Annotated in this window: 16 protein-coding genes; 3 read left to right on the forward strand and 13 right to left on the reverse strand. The window is 64.8% G+C overall.

Annotated features, from left to right (window positions below):
- Positions 1-38: 38 nt before the first annotated feature.
- From GGC65_RS14510 to GGC65_RS14540, 7 genes are all read right to left on the reverse strand, one after another.
- Positions 39-2,843: a TonB-dependent receptor gene (locus tag GGC65_RS14510; protein ID WP_192647814.1), complete on the reverse strand. Its 2,805-nt coding sequence runs from the start codon at positions 2,841-2,843 to the stop codon at positions 39-41.
- A gap of 152 nt (positions 2,844-2,995) precedes the next feature.
- On the reverse strand, positions 2,996-3,718 hold the full coding sequence (pdeM, locus tag GGC65_RS14515; protein ID WP_192647815.1) for a ligase-associated DNA damage response endonuclease PdeM: 723 nt from the start codon (positions 3,716-3,718) through the stop codon (positions 2,996-2,998).
- A gap of 40 nt (positions 3,719-3,758) precedes the next feature.
- On the reverse strand, positions 3,759-4,787 hold the full coding sequence (locus tag GGC65_RS14520) for an aspartyl protease family protein (RefSeq protein ID WP_192647816.1): 1,029 nt from the start codon (positions 4,785-4,787) through the stop codon (positions 3,759-3,761).
- 69 nt (positions 4,788-4,856) lie between these two features.
- Complete coding sequence (locus tag GGC65_RS14525; protein ID WP_192647817.1) at positions 4,857-7,268, reverse strand: ligase-associated DNA damage response DEXH box helicase; 2,412 nt, start codon at positions 7,266-7,268, stop codon at positions 4,857-4,859.
- Between the two features lie 316 nt (positions 7,269-7,584).
- The gene (locus GGC65_RS14530) at positions 7,585-8,052 is read right to left on the reverse strand and encodes an SRPBCC domain-containing protein (protein WP_192647818.1); all 468 of its coding nucleotides are present in this window, start codon (positions 8,050-8,052) and stop codon (positions 7,585-7,587) included.
- Positions 8,049-8,387, reverse strand: a complete 339-nt coding sequence (locus tag GGC65_RS14535) for an ArsR/SmtB family transcription factor (protein ID WP_192647819.1) — start codon at positions 8,385-8,387, stop codon at positions 8,049-8,051. The genes GGC65_RS14530 and GGC65_RS14535 overlap by 4 nt, the downstream gene beginning before the upstream one ends.
- A complete protein-coding gene (locus GGC65_RS14540; RefSeq protein WP_192647820.1) occupies positions 8,384-8,857 on the reverse strand; it encodes a VOC family protein in 474 nt (157 codons plus the stop codon). Before GGC65_RS14540 ends, GGC65_RS14535 begins: the two co-directional genes overlap by 4 nt.
- 136 nt (positions 8,858-8,993) lie before the next feature.
- Here GGC65_RS14540 and GGC65_RS14545 point away from each other — a divergent pair, with 136 nt between their 5' ends.
- Positions 8,994-9,887, forward strand: a complete 894-nt coding sequence (locus GGC65_RS14545) for a glutaminase (protein ID WP_225941172.1) — start codon at positions 8,994-8,996, stop codon at positions 9,885-9,887.
- 3 nt (positions 9,888-9,890) lie between these two features.
- Here the strand turns inward: GGC65_RS14545 and GGC65_RS14550 are convergent, their stop codons facing one another.
- Both GGC65_RS14550 and gyrB read right to left on the reverse strand, forming a co-directional pair.
- Positions 9,891-10,307 (reverse strand): septal ring lytic transglycosylase RlpA family protein, encoded by a 417-nt coding sequence (locus GGC65_RS14550; RefSeq protein WP_192647822.1) that lies wholly within the window; start codon positions 10,305-10,307, stop codon positions 9,891-9,893.
- Between the two features lie 133 nt (positions 10,308-10,440).
- Positions 10,441-12,987: a DNA topoisomerase (ATP-hydrolyzing) subunit B gene (gene gyrB, locus GGC65_RS14555; RefSeq protein ID WP_192647823.1), complete on the reverse strand. Its 2,547-nt coding sequence runs from the start codon at positions 12,985-12,987 to the stop codon at positions 10,441-10,443.
- Positions 12,988-13,094: 107 nt separating this feature from the next.
- Here gyrB and GGC65_RS14560 point away from each other — a divergent pair, with 107 nt between their 5' ends.
- A complete protein-coding gene (locus GGC65_RS14560; RefSeq protein WP_192647824.1) occupies positions 13,095-13,529 on the forward strand; it encodes a hypothetical protein in 435 nt (144 codons plus the stop codon).
- Between the two features lie 515 nt (positions 13,530-14,044).
- Positions 14,045-14,479 carry a hypothetical protein gene (locus GGC65_RS14565; protein ID WP_192647825.1) on the forward strand — a complete coding sequence of 145 codons (435 nt, stop codon included), beginning with the start codon at positions 14,045-14,047 and terminating at the stop codon, positions 14,477-14,479.
- Between the two features lie 54 nt (positions 14,480-14,533).
- Here GGC65_RS14565 and GGC65_RS14570 read toward each other — a convergent pair whose 3' ends face one another.
- The 4 genes from GGC65_RS14570 to GGC65_RS14585 are packed head-to-tail and all read right to left on the reverse strand — an operon-like array spanning position 14,534 to position 17,598.
- Positions 14,534-15,040 (reverse strand): hypothetical protein, encoded by a 507-nt coding sequence (locus tag GGC65_RS14570; RefSeq protein ID WP_225940827.1) that lies wholly within the window; start codon positions 15,038-15,040, stop codon positions 14,534-14,536.
- Positions 15,041-15,042: 2 nt separating this feature from the next.
- Positions 15,043-15,729, reverse strand: a complete 687-nt coding sequence (locus GGC65_RS14575) for a nitroreductase family protein (protein ID WP_192647826.1) — start codon at positions 15,727-15,729, stop codon at positions 15,043-15,045.
- The gene (locus GGC65_RS14580; RefSeq protein WP_192647827.1) at positions 15,716-16,585 is read right to left on the reverse strand and encodes an RDD family protein; all 870 of its coding nucleotides are present in this window, start codon (positions 16,583-16,585) and stop codon (positions 15,716-15,718) included. Before GGC65_RS14580 ends, GGC65_RS14575 begins: the two co-directional genes overlap by 14 nt.
- Positions 16,582-17,598, reverse strand: a complete 1,017-nt coding sequence (locus GGC65_RS14585) for a stage II sporulation protein M (protein ID WP_192649546.1) — start codon at positions 17,596-17,598, stop codon at positions 16,582-16,584. The genes GGC65_RS14580 and GGC65_RS14585 overlap by 4 nt, the downstream gene beginning before the upstream one ends.
- Positions 17,599-17,603: the final 5 nt, after the last annotated feature.

Here is a 17,603-nt window from a genome sequence, read left to right on the forward strand (position 1 = left end):
ACTGGCCCCGCCCCCGGTAGTCCCAAATATGCTATGGTTTAGAACTTGCCGCGCAGGGTCACGCCATAGGTCCGCGGTTCGGCGAGGAACTGCGAGAAAATCTGGCGACCGCCCGGATATTGCGGGTCGGCAAAAGCGGTCGTCGCCGACGTGCCGCCTTCCTGGAAGGGCGAGTTGAACGCGACCTGGGCATATTGCTTATTGAAGATATTCTGGCCCCAGAATTCGATGCCCCATTTCTCGTCGGGGCCGCGAATGCCGATACGTGCGTTGAACAGCGCATAGCCATTCTGTTCCTTTTGCGGGAACAGGTCCGACCCGGTGTTGTAATCGCTGGTCATGCGGCCATCGATATAGACGAGGCCGGTCAGGCCGCTGCTGCCGATATCGGGGGTCCAGGCGACGCTGCCGGTCGCGACCAGTTCGGGCGCGTTCGACAGATTGTTGCCCGGCAACAGGCGCAGCGCCTGGTCGAGCGGGGCCCCCGAATTGTTCCCCACCAACTGGCCGCGATATTTCGTGCTGGCATAGGTCAGGCCCGCCGTCATGCGGAAGCTGCGCGCCGGGACGAGCGAAGCTTCGAGTTCGAAGCCTTCCGAGCGGACGCCGTGGCTGACGTCGTCGCTGGGGCAGGCGCCGGTGGTCGCCGCCGCGGCATTGAAGTTCGGCGCGCCGGTGAACTTGCTCTGGTCGCGATCGCCGCCGTTCAGGTCGCTGTCGCACCCGTTGATATTCTGGACCAGAAACACCGTGCCGTTGAACGTGTTGAGCTGGAAGCTCGAGAAATCCGACCGGAAGAGCGTCAGGCCGAGGCCGAACGGACCGGTCGAATATTTGGCCCCGATTTCATAGCTGTCGACCTTTTCGGGGTCGAACTGCAGCGCGCCGACCAACGCCTGCGCTCCGCCCGGCGTCGCCGCGAAGGGCAGGATCGGCGATTTCAGCGCCGAGCGGTCGAGGTTGAACCCGCCCGCCTTGTAACCGCGCGAATAGCTCGCATAGACCATCAGGTCGTCGACCGGCTTGTACGACAGGATCGCGGTGCCGGTCCATTCGTCCTCGCTGCGCTTGTCGTTGATCGACACATTGTTGAGCTCGGCGGTCGAATTGCCCTGACAGCCCAGCCCGATCAGGCCGCCGGCAACAGCGCGGATCGTGGCATTCGGGCTCTGCAGATCGTCGAGCAACCGGCCCTGGATCACCTGACAGGCCGTGTTGTCGTTGGTGAAAGTCGCCGAGAACTTCTTCTTGTCGTTCGTGTAACGGACGCCGAAGGTGAAATCGAGCTTGTCGGTGATGTGGAAGATATTGTGCGTGAACAGCGCCCAGTTCTTGCCATTCTGACGATAGACGTCGTTGATGCTGCCCTTGTCGCTGATCCCGTCGAGCGCCGTCAGGCTCGCGACGATGTCGGGGCCCGAAGCGCCGAAGGCGCCGAGCAGCGTTGCCGGGCCCACGCCCGGAATGATGCACGACGGGTTGGTCGGCGAATAGAGGCCGGAGAGCGCCGTGCCAGTGATCAGGCGGCAGGCGGCGAAGCGGCCATATTGTGTGCCGAAACGAAGATTGTCGCGGACGCGCAGCTTTTCGTTGGCGTAGAAGCCGCCGACGAGCCAGTCGAGCTTGCCGTCGAACGCTTCACCCTGCAGCCGCAGTTCCTGCGTGAAGGTGTGGAACTGGCGATAGGCATCGGCGTCGGGGGCACGATAAAGGATATCGACCGTGCCATAATCGACGTCGCCTGCCTGACCCGACCGATATTCGCGATACGCGGTGATTGAGGTGAGCGTCGCGCCGCCGAAGTCATAGTCGATCTGGCCCGAGAAGCCGTAATCCTTGGTCTTGCCCGCGAAGCTGCGCCCGGGTGAGACCGAAATGTCGCGGCTATAGCCCTGATTGAAGGCGCCGACCGACTGGCCGAGGTCGCGCAACACGTTGATGATGTTGTTCGACGTCGCGGTCGCGCCCGCGCCGACGGCCGTCGGCGTGTTGAGATTGCCGATATATTGGTTGACTGACGGCCCGACATAGGTCGCCGCGCAGCATTCCTCGTTGCGATAGGTATAGTCGGCGATCAGGCGCACCGACAGCGCGTCGGTCGGCTCGAACAGCAATTGCCCGCGCAGGAAATAACGGTCGCGGTTGTTGATGTCGCGGTCGTTCGCCGTGTCGTTGTAGAAACCGTCGCGCTTGACCCACACGCCGTCGAGGCGCGCGGCGATCGTGTCGGTGATCGGGCCGGTGACACTGCCGCCGAGGCGCCAATAATCATAGTTGCCATAGGTGACTTCACCCGTGGCGCCGAAGTTGAAATCGGGCTTTTTCGAATAAATGCTGATCAGGCCCGCCGAAGAGTTGCGGCCGCCGAGCGTGCCCTGCGGGCCGCGCTGGACTTCGATGCGGTCGATTTCGCCCAGCTCGTTGAGGCCGATACCCGAACGCGAGCGATAGACGCCGTCGATGAAGACCGGGACCGAGCTTTCGAGGCCGGGGTTGTCGCCGACGGTGCCGATGCCGCGAATACGCGCCGAGCCGTTCGCTTCCGAGCCGGTCGACGAGACGAGTAGCGACGGCGCGACCTGGTTCAGCTGGCGGATGTCGTTCGCGCCGCTGTTCTGCAGCGTTTCGGCGCTGACCGCCGAGATGGCGACCGGCACGTCGGACAGAAGCTGGGCGCGGCCCTGCGCGGTCACGATGATCGGGGTGTTATCGCTGTCGTCGGTCGCGGTGTCGGCGGGCGCATCTTGCGCGAAGGCCGGTACCGATACCGCAGCGATGGCAAGCGATACGCCGAGCGCGCTGGTGCGCATGAATCGGGCAGCACGAAGGGAAGATGATTTCATATCGGGCACTCCTCTCAACATTTATTTATTTTTGTTGCGGGCGGAGCATAACTCAATTGCGCGGCCGATCCAGCCGGAGGCACGTATTACCGTCGTTTTTGGCTGGGTGATGCTTTTTGGCCACAGCCGGAAAAGCGCCTATTCGGCGGGGCTTAGCGTCGGCCGGCGGCGACTGCGCGGCTTGCCGTAGCGTCATCGGCCGGCCGGCCGGGGCAGGGGAAGCGAAGATGTCGGCCGCGCGCGACGAGCATCGCTTCATAGGAACCGGAAAAATTTGCGGCGATTACGGGGTCTTCGGCTGCCAATCCCCCGGTGAGCGCGCCGAATGCCGGGAGGATCAAGCGGCGTGCATCGCCCGCGAAGCAGGGGCGCGACACATGTCGTCCGCGAATGTTGAGCCGCAGCTTCGGATGAAAATGCCCCGAAATTTCGGGGCGTGTTTCCCGGGCAAGGCTCTGGTGGCGAAAGACGATGCCGTCGACGACCAGCTCGTCGGCGACCTCGCCGCCCCAGGCGCCGCCGGTCAGCCCGTCGTGATTGCCGGCGATCCACAGCAGCTTGGCCGACGCGGCCTGTCCGTTCAGGCGTTCGGCCACCGCAGGCACGATCCGCTCCGCCGCGTCGCGGTCGTGAAAACTGTCGCCGAGGCACCAGATTGCGCGCGCGCCGGTTTCGGCCGCGAGCGCCGCGAGCCGGTCGAGCGTGTCGTGGCTGTCATAGGGCGGCAAGGGCTGGCCGAGCGCCGCATACCAACTTGCTTTCTCGAGGTGCAGGTCGGCGACGATCAGCGCGCCGTGGCGCGGCCAGAACAGCGCTCGGTCCGCCAGCATGTGGAATTGCTGGCCCGCAAAATCGAAATTGACGGCGGCGGACATCCGCCCGCTATGGCGGCGCGGCTCGCCCGCCGCAAGCGTCCTAACCCCGCGGCGCCATATTCGCGGCGAAGCGCAACTTGGGCATATGGCTGACTTCGTCGGGCAGGTCGAACACGACGCGCTTGTTCGGGAAATCGATCTCGACCCGGTCGAACAGCGCGAGGCTGTCCATGCCGAGCAGCAACGCGGGGCGTTCGTGGAGGCCAAGTGCGCGGAACGCTTGGCCGTCGGCAAAGGCCACGGGCAGGTCGTTGACGTCCATGCCGTTGATGACGATGCGCTTGATCGCGCTGCGCAGCGCGGGGACGTCTTCGCCGGTCACGGCCGCGAGCGTCGTCGGGACGAACGGAAGGCGGTTGGCGCGCTTGCCCGCGACCAGCCGCTGCAACGCCATATTGCCGACGCTCGTCTGCGCGCCGGTGTCGACGATCACGTCGATTCGCTTGCCGTTCAGCCGCGCGTCGGACAGGATCAACCGCCCCGCCGAATTGCGCGCGGTGACGACGATTGCGTCATCGTCCCTGATCAGCGGCGTCGCGCGGCGCCGCGTTTCCAGAATCTGCATCGTCTCCTTGCGGAAATCGATCAGGACGCGGCGCTCTTCGAGCATGTCGACCCCGATCAGCCCCGCCGCGCCGATATGTCGGCCGAAAAAGGCGGGCGCATCGACGGCGGCGAGGTGCAGCTTTTGCATCTGGAGCGCCGCGACACGGTAGCTCGGCACCATCGTCGAGCCGCCGATCGTTGCCAGCCTGAGCTTTTCGCCCTGCACCAGTCCCAGTCGCTCGGCGAGCTCGCGCGCGATGACCGTGCGCTCGGCGCCGGTGTCGACAAGGAAGGAAAAGGGACCTTTCCCGCCGACCATCACCTTCACCGACATGCGCCGCGATGCATCGAGATCGAAGGGCTCGATAAAGGGAACGAGCGTAACCGGCGGGGCGACGGTCTCGCCGGGCGGGGTGGAGGCTGCAGGAACAGGCGGATCGGCCGGAGCCGGCGTCGCCCCGATCAAGGCCGGGGCGGCGAGCAGCAGCGCCAAAAGGACGGACCGCTTCGAAGCATGGGTCATCGCTGGCATCCTCTGTATATCTTGGCGCAATCTACGCCTCATCGGGCGTCGCAGCAAGCGAAACGCCGGTCACTCGTCGAGGTGCATCGCCTGTTCGGCGAGAGTATCGGCCAATTCGCCGAGTAGCATGTCGTCGAGATCCGAGGCGGCGACGTTTTCGCGCCCGATCAACACCAGCACCGGGATGGCGAGCGGGCTGATGCGCGGTAGGGATTGGTGCACCATCGTTCCGGCGGCGCGATCGAGCAGGTCGCCGAGCCGCGCGACGTCGGTCAGCCGCTCGCGCGCGTCGGCCCAGGCCGCCTCGAGCAACAGATGATCGGGCTCATATTTGCGCAGCACGTCGAAAATCAGGTCGGTCGAAAAGGTCACCTGCTTGCCCGTCTTGCGCTTGCCGGGGTGCTGACGCTCGATCAGCCCCCCGATCACCGCGACCTCACGAAAGGCGCGCTTCAAAAGGTGCGAATTCTCGACCCATTCGACGAACTCGTCCGACAATATCTCGGCGTCGAACAGCGTTTCGGGATTGGTGACGGGCTTGAGCGACCAGATCGCCAGCGCATAGTCGGACGCGACGAAGCCCAGCGGCTGCATCCCCGCACGCTCCATACGCTTGGTGATCAGCATGCCGAGCGACTGGTGCGCGTTCCATCCCTCGAAGGGATATGCGACGAGATAATGATGGCCTTCGTGCGGGAAAGTCTCGACCAGCAGCTCGCCGGGGCGCGGCAGCACCGACCGCAACTGCTGCATTTCCAGCCAGAAGCGCACATCCTCGGGAAAACGCTGCCAGCTTTCCGGATCGGCGAGGAAACCGCGCACGCGGTCGGCGAGCCGCGTCGTCAGCGCCATGCGCGCGCCGACATAGGATGGGATGCGCGCGGGGCGCGTTGTCGCGCGCACGATCAGGTCGGTGTCGCGGATGCTTTCGACCTCGAGGCTGAGCCCCGCGAAGGCAAAGGTGTCGCCCGTCACCAATGTGCTCGCGAAATATTCCTCGACCGTGCCGAGCCGCCGCCCGTTCTTGAAGCGCACGTCGAGTGTCGGGGCATCGACGATGATCCCCGCGTTCAGCCGGTGCTGCGCCGCGAACTTCGGATGCGCGATCCGCCATCCACCCTGCCCGTCGGGGGCGAGACGGCGGAAGCGGTCATAGCTTTTGAGCGCATAGCCGCCGTCGCGCACGAACCCGAGCAGTCGGGCAAAGGTCTCGGCGTCGATCCATTGGTAGGGCGCGGCGCTGCGGATTTCCGCAAGCAGGGCCTCCTCGCGGAACGGCGCCGCGCAGGCGAGCGCCATCACATGCTGCGCGAGCACGTCGAGCGCGCCGGGGCGGAAGCGGTCGGCGTCGCGCTCGCCCGCATCGACGGCGTCAAGCGCCGCCTGCGCCTCCAGATATTCGAAGCGGTTGCCCGGCACGATCAGCGCCTTGCTCGGCTCGTCGAGCCGGTGGTTCGCGCGCCCGATCCGCTGGAGCAGCCGCGACGATCCCTTGGGCGCGCCCATCTGGATCACGCAATCGACATCGCCCCAGTCGAGCCCGAGGTCGAGGCTCGATGTGGCGACAAGCGCGCGCAGCCGCCCTTCGGCCATCGCCGCTTCGGCGCGTTGGCGCGCCTCGCGGTCGAGGCTGCCGTGGTGGATCGCGATCGGCAGGCCGAGATCGTTGACCTTCCACAGCTCCTGAAAGATCAACTCGGCAAGCCCGCGCGTGTTGCAGAAGATGATCGTCGTGCGGTTCGCCGCGACCACCTCCATCACCTGATGCACGGCATAGCGCCCCGAATGCCCCGCCCAGGGTACCGCGCCTTCGGGCAGCAAAATCTCGATATCGGGATCGGCGCCCGCCTCGCCCTCGACCAATGTCACCGCGCGCGCATCGGCGTCGGGCGCGAGCCAGCCGGCATATTGCACCGGATCGGCGATGGTCGCCGACAGCCCGACGCGGCGCAGCGCCGGCGCGATCGCCTGCAGCCGCGCCATCGCGAGGCTCAGCAAATCGCCGCGCTTGCCCGGTGCAAATGCGTGAATTTCATCGATCACCACGGTTTTGAGGTCGGCGAACATCGTGAAGCTGTCGGGGTAGGACAGCAATAGCGACAGCGATTCGGGCGTGGTCAGCAAGATGTTCGGCGGCCGGCTCCGCTGCCGCGCCTTCTTGTCCGAACTGGTATCGCCGCTGCGGCTCTCGACGCTGATGTCGAGCCCCATCTCGGCGATCGGGCCGAGGAGGTTGCGCTCGACGTCGGCCGCGAGCGCCTTCAGCGGCGACACATAGAGCGTGTGCAACCGGTCCGAAGGGTATTCGGCGAGATCGACAAGGCTCGGCAGGAACCCGGAGAGCGTCTTGCCCGCGCCCGTTGCCGCGACGAGCAAGGCATGTTCGCCGCGCTGCCCCGCCGCCAGCATATCGGCCTGATGCCGCCTGAGACGCCACCCGCGCGCGGCGAACCAGTCGGCAAAGGGGGCGGGGAGGGACATACAGTCAATTTGGGGCGCGGGCGGTGCGCACGCAATGTTTCTCTGATCGTCGGCTTTCGACCGGAAGCTGACCTATCCTGCATCGTCACCCCGGACTTGATCCGGGGTCCCGCTTGAGATCGAAGGCAATGGATGCGTCAAAAAGCGGGATCCCGGATCAAGTCCGGGATGACGTAGGGAGAGGAGCAGCCAATAGAGTTGTGAACCCCGGCGAAAGCCGGGGCCTAGTTGCGCCGTAGGGAGATGGGCCCCGGCCTTCGCCGGGGTTCACATATGAGCAGCGGACGTCCGCTCTCCACCCCAAACTGGCCTTCCTTCAAAGCCCCGCCGCCATCCCCTTCAGCAACCCTCGCCAATGCTCTCCCAGCCGCCGCTGGAACAGCATCAATTCGAAGCCGTGCCGCGCAACATGTTTCTGCGGGATGGCATCCCAGCCGCGATGCTCGACCGTCACGCGCGTCTCGGCGCCCACCGCCTCGAAACGCACATCGACCTCGGTCGTCTGTTCGGGCTTGAAGCTCGGTAGCCGCCATCCGAATGCCAGTCGCTCGCCGGGAAGCCAGTGGCGAACGGGTCCGATCTCCCACTCCTTGCCGTCGTCGAAGCGCGTGACGAGGCGGCCGTCAGGCCCAGCGGGATCGAAACGCAGCAGCCCGTCGCCTTTTCGCGAAAACTGGAAAAGCGGGTGGCTTTTCCACCATGTGCCGATGTCGCGTGTGAAGGCGGTGAAGGCCACGTCGGGCGTTGCCGCGACGCGGAGCGCAACGATCGCCGCCGCGCTCATTCCTCGCCCTCGACGCCGCTCTCGACATGGGCCTTGAACGCGGCAAGCTGGTGCATCCACAGCGCCTCGGTCTCGGCGAGCCATCGCTTCAGACCGTCGGTTGCGCCGTCCCTGAGGCTATAGATGCGCACGCGCGCATCGAACGCCGGGTGCCCGTCCTCGACCAGCCCGCCTTCCTTGAGCGCGCGCAGGTGGCGGCTCATCGCCGGCGGCGCGAGCCCGAGTGCGCCCGCCAGCTCGCCCGCGCTGCGCGGCCGCTCACCCAGCAGCTCGACCGCGCGCCGCCGGACCGGATCGGCGAGCGCGGCGAGCGTGCGGTCGACCGCGGCGCTCAATCGTCGAGCCGCGTCTTGGTCGTGAAACCGCCCTCGGCGTCCCATTCGTCCGACGTCTTTTCCGCGACCGTCACGCCAAAGGTCCAGATATGCCCTTCGGAATCCTTCGCGCGGTAGGTGCGGTCGCCGTAGAATTGCGTTTCGGGTTCGGCGATGATGTCGGCGCCCGCTGCGCGCGCCCTCTCGCAATGCGCGTCGATATCCTCGCCCTGGCCCAGCTGGACATGCACCGTTTGCGTATTCTTTCCGCCGAGGTTCGCGGGGCTGCGGTGATCGTCGGACCATTCATTGCCGATCATGATCGACGAATGGCCATATTCCATCTCGCTGTGCGCGAGATTGCCGTCGGCATCGAGCAGCACGAAGGTCGGTTCGAACCCGAAAGCTTCCTCCAGCCAGCGGAACGCGGCTTTGGCATCCTTGTAGCAGACGGCGCTCGAAAGCCCTTTGGAACGCGGGTGGTCGGCCATGTCTCGTCTCCCGATTCGGCTATATGATTTCTTCTGCATAGAATATTTCTAGAAAAATGAAAATACATGCTTTGCGCGGCGATTATGCTAGGCGGAGCCGATGACCGACAATCTCGGAAGCCATATCGAAGAAGCGATGAAGCTCGCCGCGGCGCATCTCGGCCAGGGGCGCGTCGCCGACTATATTCCCGCGCTCGCCAACGTCGACCCGAACAAGCTCGGCTTCGCGCTCGCGCTCCCCGATGGCACCGTCCACACCTCGGGCGATGCCGACGAGCCCTTCTCGATCCAGTCGGTGTCGAAGGTCTTCACGCTGGCGCTGGCGCTTCGCCGCGTCGGTAGTTCTTTGTGGGACAGCGTGGGGCGCGAGCCGTCGGGCAGCGCGTTCAACTCGATCGTCCAGCTCGAAAGCGAGCAGGGCATCCCGCGCAATCCGCTGATCAACGCGGGGGCGATCGCGACGACCGACCGGCTGATCGACGGGCGCAGCGGCGATGCGACCATCGACGAGATTGTCGACTTCATGCGCGCCCGCGCCGGCGACGACAGCGTCGGGATCGATTTCGACGTCGCTTTCTCTGAATCCGAAACCGGGGCGCGCAACCGCAGTCTTGCGCATTTCATGGACGCCTTCGGCAATCTGACGCATCCTGTCGAGTCGGTCGTCGGCGTCTATTTCCGTCAGTGCGCGATCGCCATGTCGTGCCGCCAGCTTGCGCGTGCGGGGCTGTTCCTTGCGATGGAGGGCCGCGACCTGCTCAGCGGCGAGCAACTGATCGAACCGCACCGCGCGCGGCGTATCAACGCGATCATGATGCTCTGCGGCCACTACGACAATTCGGGCGAATTCGCCTTCCGCGTCGGCCTGCCGGGCAAGAGCGGGGTAGGCGGCGGCATTCTCTGCATTGCGCCGGGGCAGGGATCGATCGCGGTCTGGTCGCCCGCACTCAACGACGCGGGAACGTCATTGGCGGGTGCGGTCGCGCTCGAACATTTTGCCTATGCGGCGGGGTGGTCGGTGTTCGACTGATCCTCAGTCGTTGTCGAGCAGCGCCAGCTTCACGCGCGCGGTGCCGCTGCGGTGCATGCCGATTTCGCGCGCCGCGGCCTGGCTGACGTCGATCACGCGGCCGCGCGAGAAGGGGCCGCGGTCGTTGATGCGGACGACCACGCTGTCGCCGTTCGACGTGTTGGTGACGCGCACCATGCTGCCGAAGGGCAGGGTGCGGTGCGCCGCGGTGAGCTGGCCGGGGTCGAAACGTTCGCCGCTTGCGGTGCGATTGCCGGCAAGCTCGTTGCCGTAATAGCTCGCCATTCCGCCGTCGATTTCGGTTTCATCGTCGGTCGGCTGGACGATCTCGGCGATCGGATTGTCGGTGACTTCGACTTCCTGCGCCGTGGCTGAGGCCGTCAGCAAAAGCGGAAGCAGCATGGCTGAAAAGGCCCGCATGACATCATCCCCTTGTCAGAGGAGGCGCCAAAAGCAGCGGCGGCCTGCCAAAACAAGCCGCCGCGCGTTAAACGGAACAATATTTGCGTCCGGATGTGCGATTTTGACCGTTTTAACCGATCAATAACCATATTTATACGTCCAGATTCGCCACCGAAAGCGCGTTCGTCTGAATGAAGTCGCGCCGCGGTTCGACCTCGTCGCCCATCAGTCGTTCGAAGATTTCGTGCGCCACATCGGCCTGTTCGGCCTCGACACGCAGCAGCGAACGGTTGGCGGGGTCGAGCGTGGTTTCCCAAAGCTGTTCGGCATTCATCTCGCCCAGCCCCTTGTAGCGGCTGATCGCGAGACCCTTGCGGCTGTGCGCGAAGATCGCCTCGAGCAGTTCGGACGGGCGCGTGACCGGGTTGGCCTTCGCGTTCGTCGTCGCGGGCACATCGCCCTCTTCGCCGTCGGCCGTCTCGGCTTCGACTTCGGCCGCCGCGCCCGTGGCTTTCACCAGCCGGCCCGGACGCGCATAGGTGTCGGCCTGTTCGGCGGCGAGCTTGTGCATCCGGCGCGCCTCCTGGCTGGCGAGGAAGCCGGCGTCGATCGCATGATGGTCGCTGACCCCGCGCCAGCGGCGTTCGAGCGTGTAGCCGCCGCCCTCGACCGCTTCGACGGTCCATACCGCCTCGGCGCCGCCGGTCAGCGCGCGTTCGGCGGCGTTGAGCCAGGTTGCGGCGGTCGCGGCGGCACTGTGGCGGCCCGCCGTGTCGAGATCGGGATCGAGCGCGCCGGTCAGCGCCAGCGCCTCGACGAGCCCGTGATTGAGGTTGCGCGGCACGTAGCGCATCAGTGCGCGCAGGCGCCGGCCATGGTCGATCAACCCGCGCAGGTCGGCACCCGAGCGCGCGCCGCCCGCGGTTTCGAGCAGCAGCGCGTCGATCCCGGCGTCGACGAGATAATTTTCGAGCGCGGTATCGTCCTTCAGATAAACCTCGCTCCGCCCCTTCGCGACTTTGTAGAGCGGCGGCTGGGCGATGTAGAGATGCCCCGCCTCGATGATCTCGGGCATCTGGCGATAGAAGAAGGTGAGCAGAAGCGTGCGGATATGTGCGCCGTCGACGTCGGCGTCGGTCATGATCACGATCTTGTGATAGCGCAGCTTTTCGAGGTTGAACTCGTCGCGGATGCCGGTGCCGAGCGCCTGGATCAGCGTGCCGACTTCCTTCGACGAAATGATGCGGTCGAAGCGCGCGCGCTCGACGTTCAGGATCTTGCCCTTCAGCGGCAGGATCGCCTGCACATGCCGGTCGCGGCCCTGCTTCGCGCTGCCGCCTGCCGAGTCACCCTCGACGAGGAAGAGTTCGCATTTGCTGGGGTCGCGTTCCTGACAGTCGGCGAGCTTGCCGGGCAGGCTCGCAATGTCCATCGCGCCCTTGCGCCGCGTCAGCTCGCGCGCCTTCTTCGCGGCTTCGCGCGCCGCGGCGGCATCGATCACCTTCTGGATCACCGCCTTGGCATTGGCGGGATTTTCCTCGAGCCATTCGGTCATCCGGTCGGCCATCAGGCTTTCGAGCGGCTGGCGGACTTCGGAGCTGACCAGCTTGTCCTTGGTCTGCGACGAAAACTTCGGATCGGGCAGCTTGACCGAGACGATCGCGGTCAGCCCTTCGCGCATATCTTCGCCGGTCAGCGACACCTTTTCCTTCTTCAGCATCCCCGACTTTTCGCCATAGCCGTTGAGCGTGCGCGTCAGCGCGGCGCGGAAGGCCGCAAGGTGTGTGCCGCCGTCGCGCTGCGGGATATTGTTCGTGAAACAGAGGACATTTTCGTAATAGCTGTCGTTCCACTCGAGCGCGACGTCGATGCCGATGCCGTCGCGTTCGCTGCTGATCGCGATCGGATCGGGCAGCAGCGCATTCTTGTTGCGGTCGAGATATTTGACGAACGCCGCGATCCCGCCCTCGTAAAACAGGTCATGGCTTTCATGCTCGGCATGGCGCGCGTCGACGAGCTTGATGCGGACGCCCGAATTGAGGAAGGCAAGCTCGCGGTACCGATGCTCGAGCTTCTCGAAATCGAATTCGGTGACATTCTTGAACGTCTCGGTCGAGGCCATGAAGGTCACGCGCGTGCCCTTCTTGCCTGCGGGCGCGGGGCCGTTGACCTTCAGCGGTGCGACCGAATCGCCATGTTCGAAGCGCATCCAATGCTCTTCGCCGTCGCGCCAGATCGTGAGTTCGAGCCATTCGGACAGGGCGTTGACAACCGAGACGCCGACACCGTGGAGGCCGCCCGACACCTTGTACGCATTGTCGTCGCTGGTGTTCTCGAACTTCCCGCCGGCGTGGAGCTGGGTCATGATGACCTCGGCCGCCGAAATGCCTTCTTCGGCATGGATGCCGGTCGGGATACCGCGGCCATTGTCCTCGACGCTGACCGATCCGTCGCTGTTGAGCGTGATCAGGACAAGGTCGCAATGCCCCGCGAGCGCTTCGTCGATCGCATTGTCCGACACTTCGAACACCATGTGATGCAGGCCCGATCCGTCGTCGGTGTCGCCGATGTACATGCCCGGCCGTTTGCGCACCGCGTCGAGGCCCTTGAGAACCTTGATCGAATCGGCGCCATAGGCGTTGGTGTTGGGCTGATTGGCGGGCGCGACCGGCGCCGTATTTTCTGGGGTGTCCGTCATATCGATTATATAGGGTCGAAGGGCGCAAAACCCAAGCGAAAATGCGGCTCTTGGTCCTGTGGCGACGAGCGTTGCGCGGGGACGCCGTGGCGGCTAGTTTCGGGGGCATGAAACATCGTCTCTTCATCCCCGCTGCCGCCCTTCTGACTGCCTCGCTCGCTGCGTGCAGCCAGCCGACCCCGCCCGCCGAAAACGCGCCCGCCGTTGCGGGCGAGCCGCTCGCGACGCGCGCGGTGATGATCGGCACCGAGGGGCCGAGCCTGCCCGCCTGTTCGAGCATCAGCCGCGTCAAGGCGGGCGGAACCGACGTCTATTGGGCGCCGAACGAGACGCGCGCAGTCAAGGCAAAGCTCGCGGGCGGCGCGAATGTGTCGCTGTGCGAAGCGGCCGAGAACGACGCCTGGTTCGGTGTGGTTTTTGCTGCGCCCGGAACCGATCCCGACATGTGCGGCGTCGGCAAGTCGGTGCAGAACGCCCGCGAATATCAGGGTCCGTGCCGCTGGGGCTGGATCAAGGGCGGAACGGTTCAGCTGGGCGGCTAAAGCCGCAAAAGCACCGCATGCGCCTGTTCGATTTATGTCCTTGGTGGTCTTAAGGCGACAAAGGATACGGACAAGCGCGCCGAAACTGTCTCCTTTGTCGCTTTAGCGGCATGCCGGATATTGCTCGCGCGTAGGTGAAGGTCTCGACGATCCAAAGAGCCAGCGTAGAGGCTGGCACGGCCGAATAATGTAGGAAAGCATTCTTTCTTTCGTCTTGAAACGACCGGTAGGGGACACTCCCTTTTATCGTCACCCCGGACTTGATCCGGGGTCCCGCTTGATATCTACGCCGGTCGATACAAAAAAAGCGGGATCCCGGGTCAAGCCCGGGATGACGAAGGGGTGTTGGACGATGACAGCTCACCACCCCGAAGCGGCCAATCGGTTTCGATCTAGATGCAACGGCAGCAAATCGACCGATTGCGGACATCAATCTTATCTGTAAATCTCGCGTAATGCGGACAATTTGCTTCACTGTTTCCGTTCTCACCCTTCTTTCGACGGAGGCGGGTGCAATGAAACTGCCCGCTCCAAATTGCGCTAGCGCCATCCGATACTGGAATGAGGCGGTCGATTGTCAGATTAGCGAAGCAGTTGAGCCCCTGACTTGGACCGATGGTTTCTCCAAACACCCCACCAGACCACGCCACAATTGGAACGGGGTAAAATTGAACGGACCGTGCCCAAAATATAGCACCACTGCGCGAGAGTGGCGGATATACAATGTCATTGAAAACCGACAAATCGTCAGGGTAAAAGAGATTGTTCGTCGCGTCGATATGGATGGCCGATACACCGGCGAGTATACGGTTGCAAAAGCTCGATACGTTTGTGAGCGCCGTCGAGGCCAATGGCGTATTTTTTCCAAGGAAGTGGAATCGGCGACCGACGGCATAAACGCGGTTGCGGCAGGCCAGTATCAAGCTGACAAAGCTAAAGGACGCCATTGACAGCGTCCATTTAACGCATCGCGTCCGCTTCCTACCCCAAGGCCGACATCCCGACTATCGGCAATCCTCGATCACGCGTCCGATTTCGGATTGGACCGGCAGCGTCAGCGCGCCGCCGCTCGGCGTTTCGAGTGCGAAGCGGCCGCGGCTGAAGGCGATGCGGTCGAGGCGGGGGTCGCGGTTGGTCAGGTTCGCGCTGCCGTCGTCGAAGCGGATCTGGTCGGTCCCCGCGCTGGTGCGCAGGCTGACGTTGCCCGCGAGCGTCGAGGTCATCCGGATGCCGCCGCCGCTGCACGTCAGGCTGAGCAGCGGGTTCGCGCTGCCCGTCGGAACGAACGCCGCCGTGCGGCTGCCCGCGTCATAGCGCCATGCGCCAGCGTTGACCGCGCGGTCTTCCCAGCCCGCAACTGGGGTCGGGAGCGGCGTCGGCGTTGGCGCGGGAGCGATCGGGCGCGGCGCGGGGGGCGGGGCTTCGGGCTGCGGAATCGCCGCGCAGCCCGCGACGACGAGCATCAACGCGCCCGCGATGCCATAGCGAATACCCGGCTGCCTGCTGATCATCGTCAAAATCCCTGCCAATCAATCACGTCTTCGAGCGGTACGCGCGGCACCGGCCACTGGTTCACCGCCGCTGCGGTGTCGGCATAGCCGATCGCGAGCCCGGTGAACAAAATCTGCCCGTCGTCGAGGCCGAGCGTGCGGCGGATCGTCGCGCCATACATCGCCCAGCATTCCTGCGGGCAGCTCGCAAGGCCATGTTCGACGAGCAGCAGCATCACCGATTGCAGCCACATGCCCATGTCCGACCATTGCGGTGGCCCCATGATGCGCGAGCAATGGAGGAAAAGCATCACGGGTGCGCCGAAACCCCGGTAATTGTCCATGAACTGAGCGAGGCGGCCGCGCTTGTCCTCGCGCGGGATGCCGAGCGAAGCGTACAGCGCCTCGCCGACGCCGAAGCGGCGCGCTTCCCAAGGCTCGGTCAGCCCCTTGGGATAGATATCATATTCGGGCTCATAACCCTCGCGCCCCATTGCGGTCCGCGCGGCGACGGCGTCCTTCACCGCCTGCCACCGCTCGCCGGTCACCAGCGTCGCTTGCCACGGCTGGAGATTGCCGCCCGACGGCGCACGCTGCGCCGCCGCAAATACCTCTTTCAACAGCGCCGGATCGACCGGCTGGCCGGTGAAGGCGCGCACCGAACGGCGGGCATGCAGGGCTTGGGTGACGCTCGTGTCAGTCGCTGGCATATTTATCCTCTCGCCGCTTGCCGAACAGCAATTTGCGTTCGAGCCGGGCCTTCAACTGGCGGTAGTAGGAAAGCAGGAAGACGTCATCCTCTTCGGCGACGGGCCGCCCGATCTTGGCGCGGATCGCGTCGGCGACCTCGCGCATCGCGCGCGGATCGTTGCCGCGAAGCACGCGCTCGAGTTCCTGCAGCTCGAAAATGCCATAGACCGCGAGTTCGCTTTCGCTGAACGCCATTGTCTCGCCCGCGCTGCTCGTCGCGATATCGGCGTCGAGCTTCGCGCGCTGCGCCATCACGACCCAGGTGCCCGCGATCAGGTCGCCCATCCGCATCCGGTCGCGGTTGAACAGCAGGAACAGGCTGAGCGTCAGCGACCATAAGATGCCTGCGGCCACCGTCCACCCCGACACCATATCCTCGGACGCGCCGACCCCCAGCATCATCAGCGGCAGGAACAGTTCGAGCTCGCGGATCAGGTTGCGCGCGACGACCGCATCGGCGGTCAGCCGCCCCCCGTCGCGTGCGACGACGCGGATGCCCATGATCCTTTTTCCCGGCGTCGCCGCGCGCGACCCCAGTTCGAAGCCGACGAACCAGAAGGTGCGGAGTATGAAGGCGCCGAGCATCCACACGACGACCGTGACATCCGATTGCGAGGCAAGCCCGATCCACAGCATGACGAGTGAAAACAGGAACAGCGCGAGCACGATCAGCATCAGGTCGACCAGCAGCGCGCCGAAGCGCAGCCCCGAACTCGCGATCTTGAGCTCGAGATCGACCCCCTCGGGCGTGATGAACTGGCGGATCTTCTTCGCCCGCGCGGCGCGCGACTTGGCGTTGGCGGCGGCGGCGGTCATGTCACATCCTCGCGGCGCGGGATGTAATAATAGCCGAGCCAGAAGAGCAGCATCAACGACCCGATCGCATAGCGCAGCACCGTGTCGGTGATCAGCTGGCGCCCGAATCCCTCGAGCAGTCCTGCGGCGAACAGCATGATGATGACGCCCACCATCACCTTGCCCGCGGTGCGTCCAGCGTCCGATGCTGCCTGCAACCGCCCGCGCGCGCCCGGAAAGACGACCGCGGCGCCGATGCGCAGCCCAGCGGCGCCCGACAACGCCGCGGCGAACAGCTCGGTCGTGCCGTGGATGAAGAGCCAGCCGCCGAAATCATATCCGAGGCCCTTGCCCGCAAAGACCGCCATCATCGCGCCGAGCCCGATCCCCTGATAATATTCGAGCATCATCGTCGGCACGCCGAAGGCAAAGCCCAGTGCAAAGGACAGGATCGAGACGCGGCTGTTGTGCGTGAACAAATAGGTCGCGAAGATATGCAGCCCGCTCTCGCTTTCGCTCTCGTTCGCCGCCTTGCCATGGCCTAGCGTCGACTGGAGATATTCGGCGGTCGCGCGCGGGTCGCGCCCGCCCGACATCTCTTCGTCGACGAAGTTGAAATACCATTCGGGGTTATTCGATACGAGCGAGTAGCTGGTGATCGCGCCGAGCAGGATGATCAGCGATATGATCACCGTTTCCTTCCACACCGATCGGATCGCGGCGGGCCAGTCGTAGAGGAAGAAACGGCGAAGGCGGTTCCATCGGCTTTCGCGCACGCCGTAAACGAGGAAATAGCCGCGGATCGACAGCGCCTCGAGATGGTCGAGCAGTGCCTTGTCGAGGCTCGTCGCGCGCGCGATCGACAGCGACGACAGGGTGGCGCGATAGAGCAGGGGCAGTTGCAGCAGCTCGTCGCTGGTCAGCGCCGCGGCGCCCTTCTTTTCGAGCTTGGTGAGCAGCAGGTCGAACGCGATCCAGTCGGCCTCGCGCTCGGCGCGAAAGCGGCTCGTCGAAAAGCTGGGGGCGTCGATCATACGCG

The organism is Sphingopyxis sp. OAS728 (genome assembly GCF_014873485.1).
Lineage (GTDB): Bacteria > Pseudomonadota > Alphaproteobacteria > Sphingomonadales > Sphingomonadaceae > Sphingopyxis.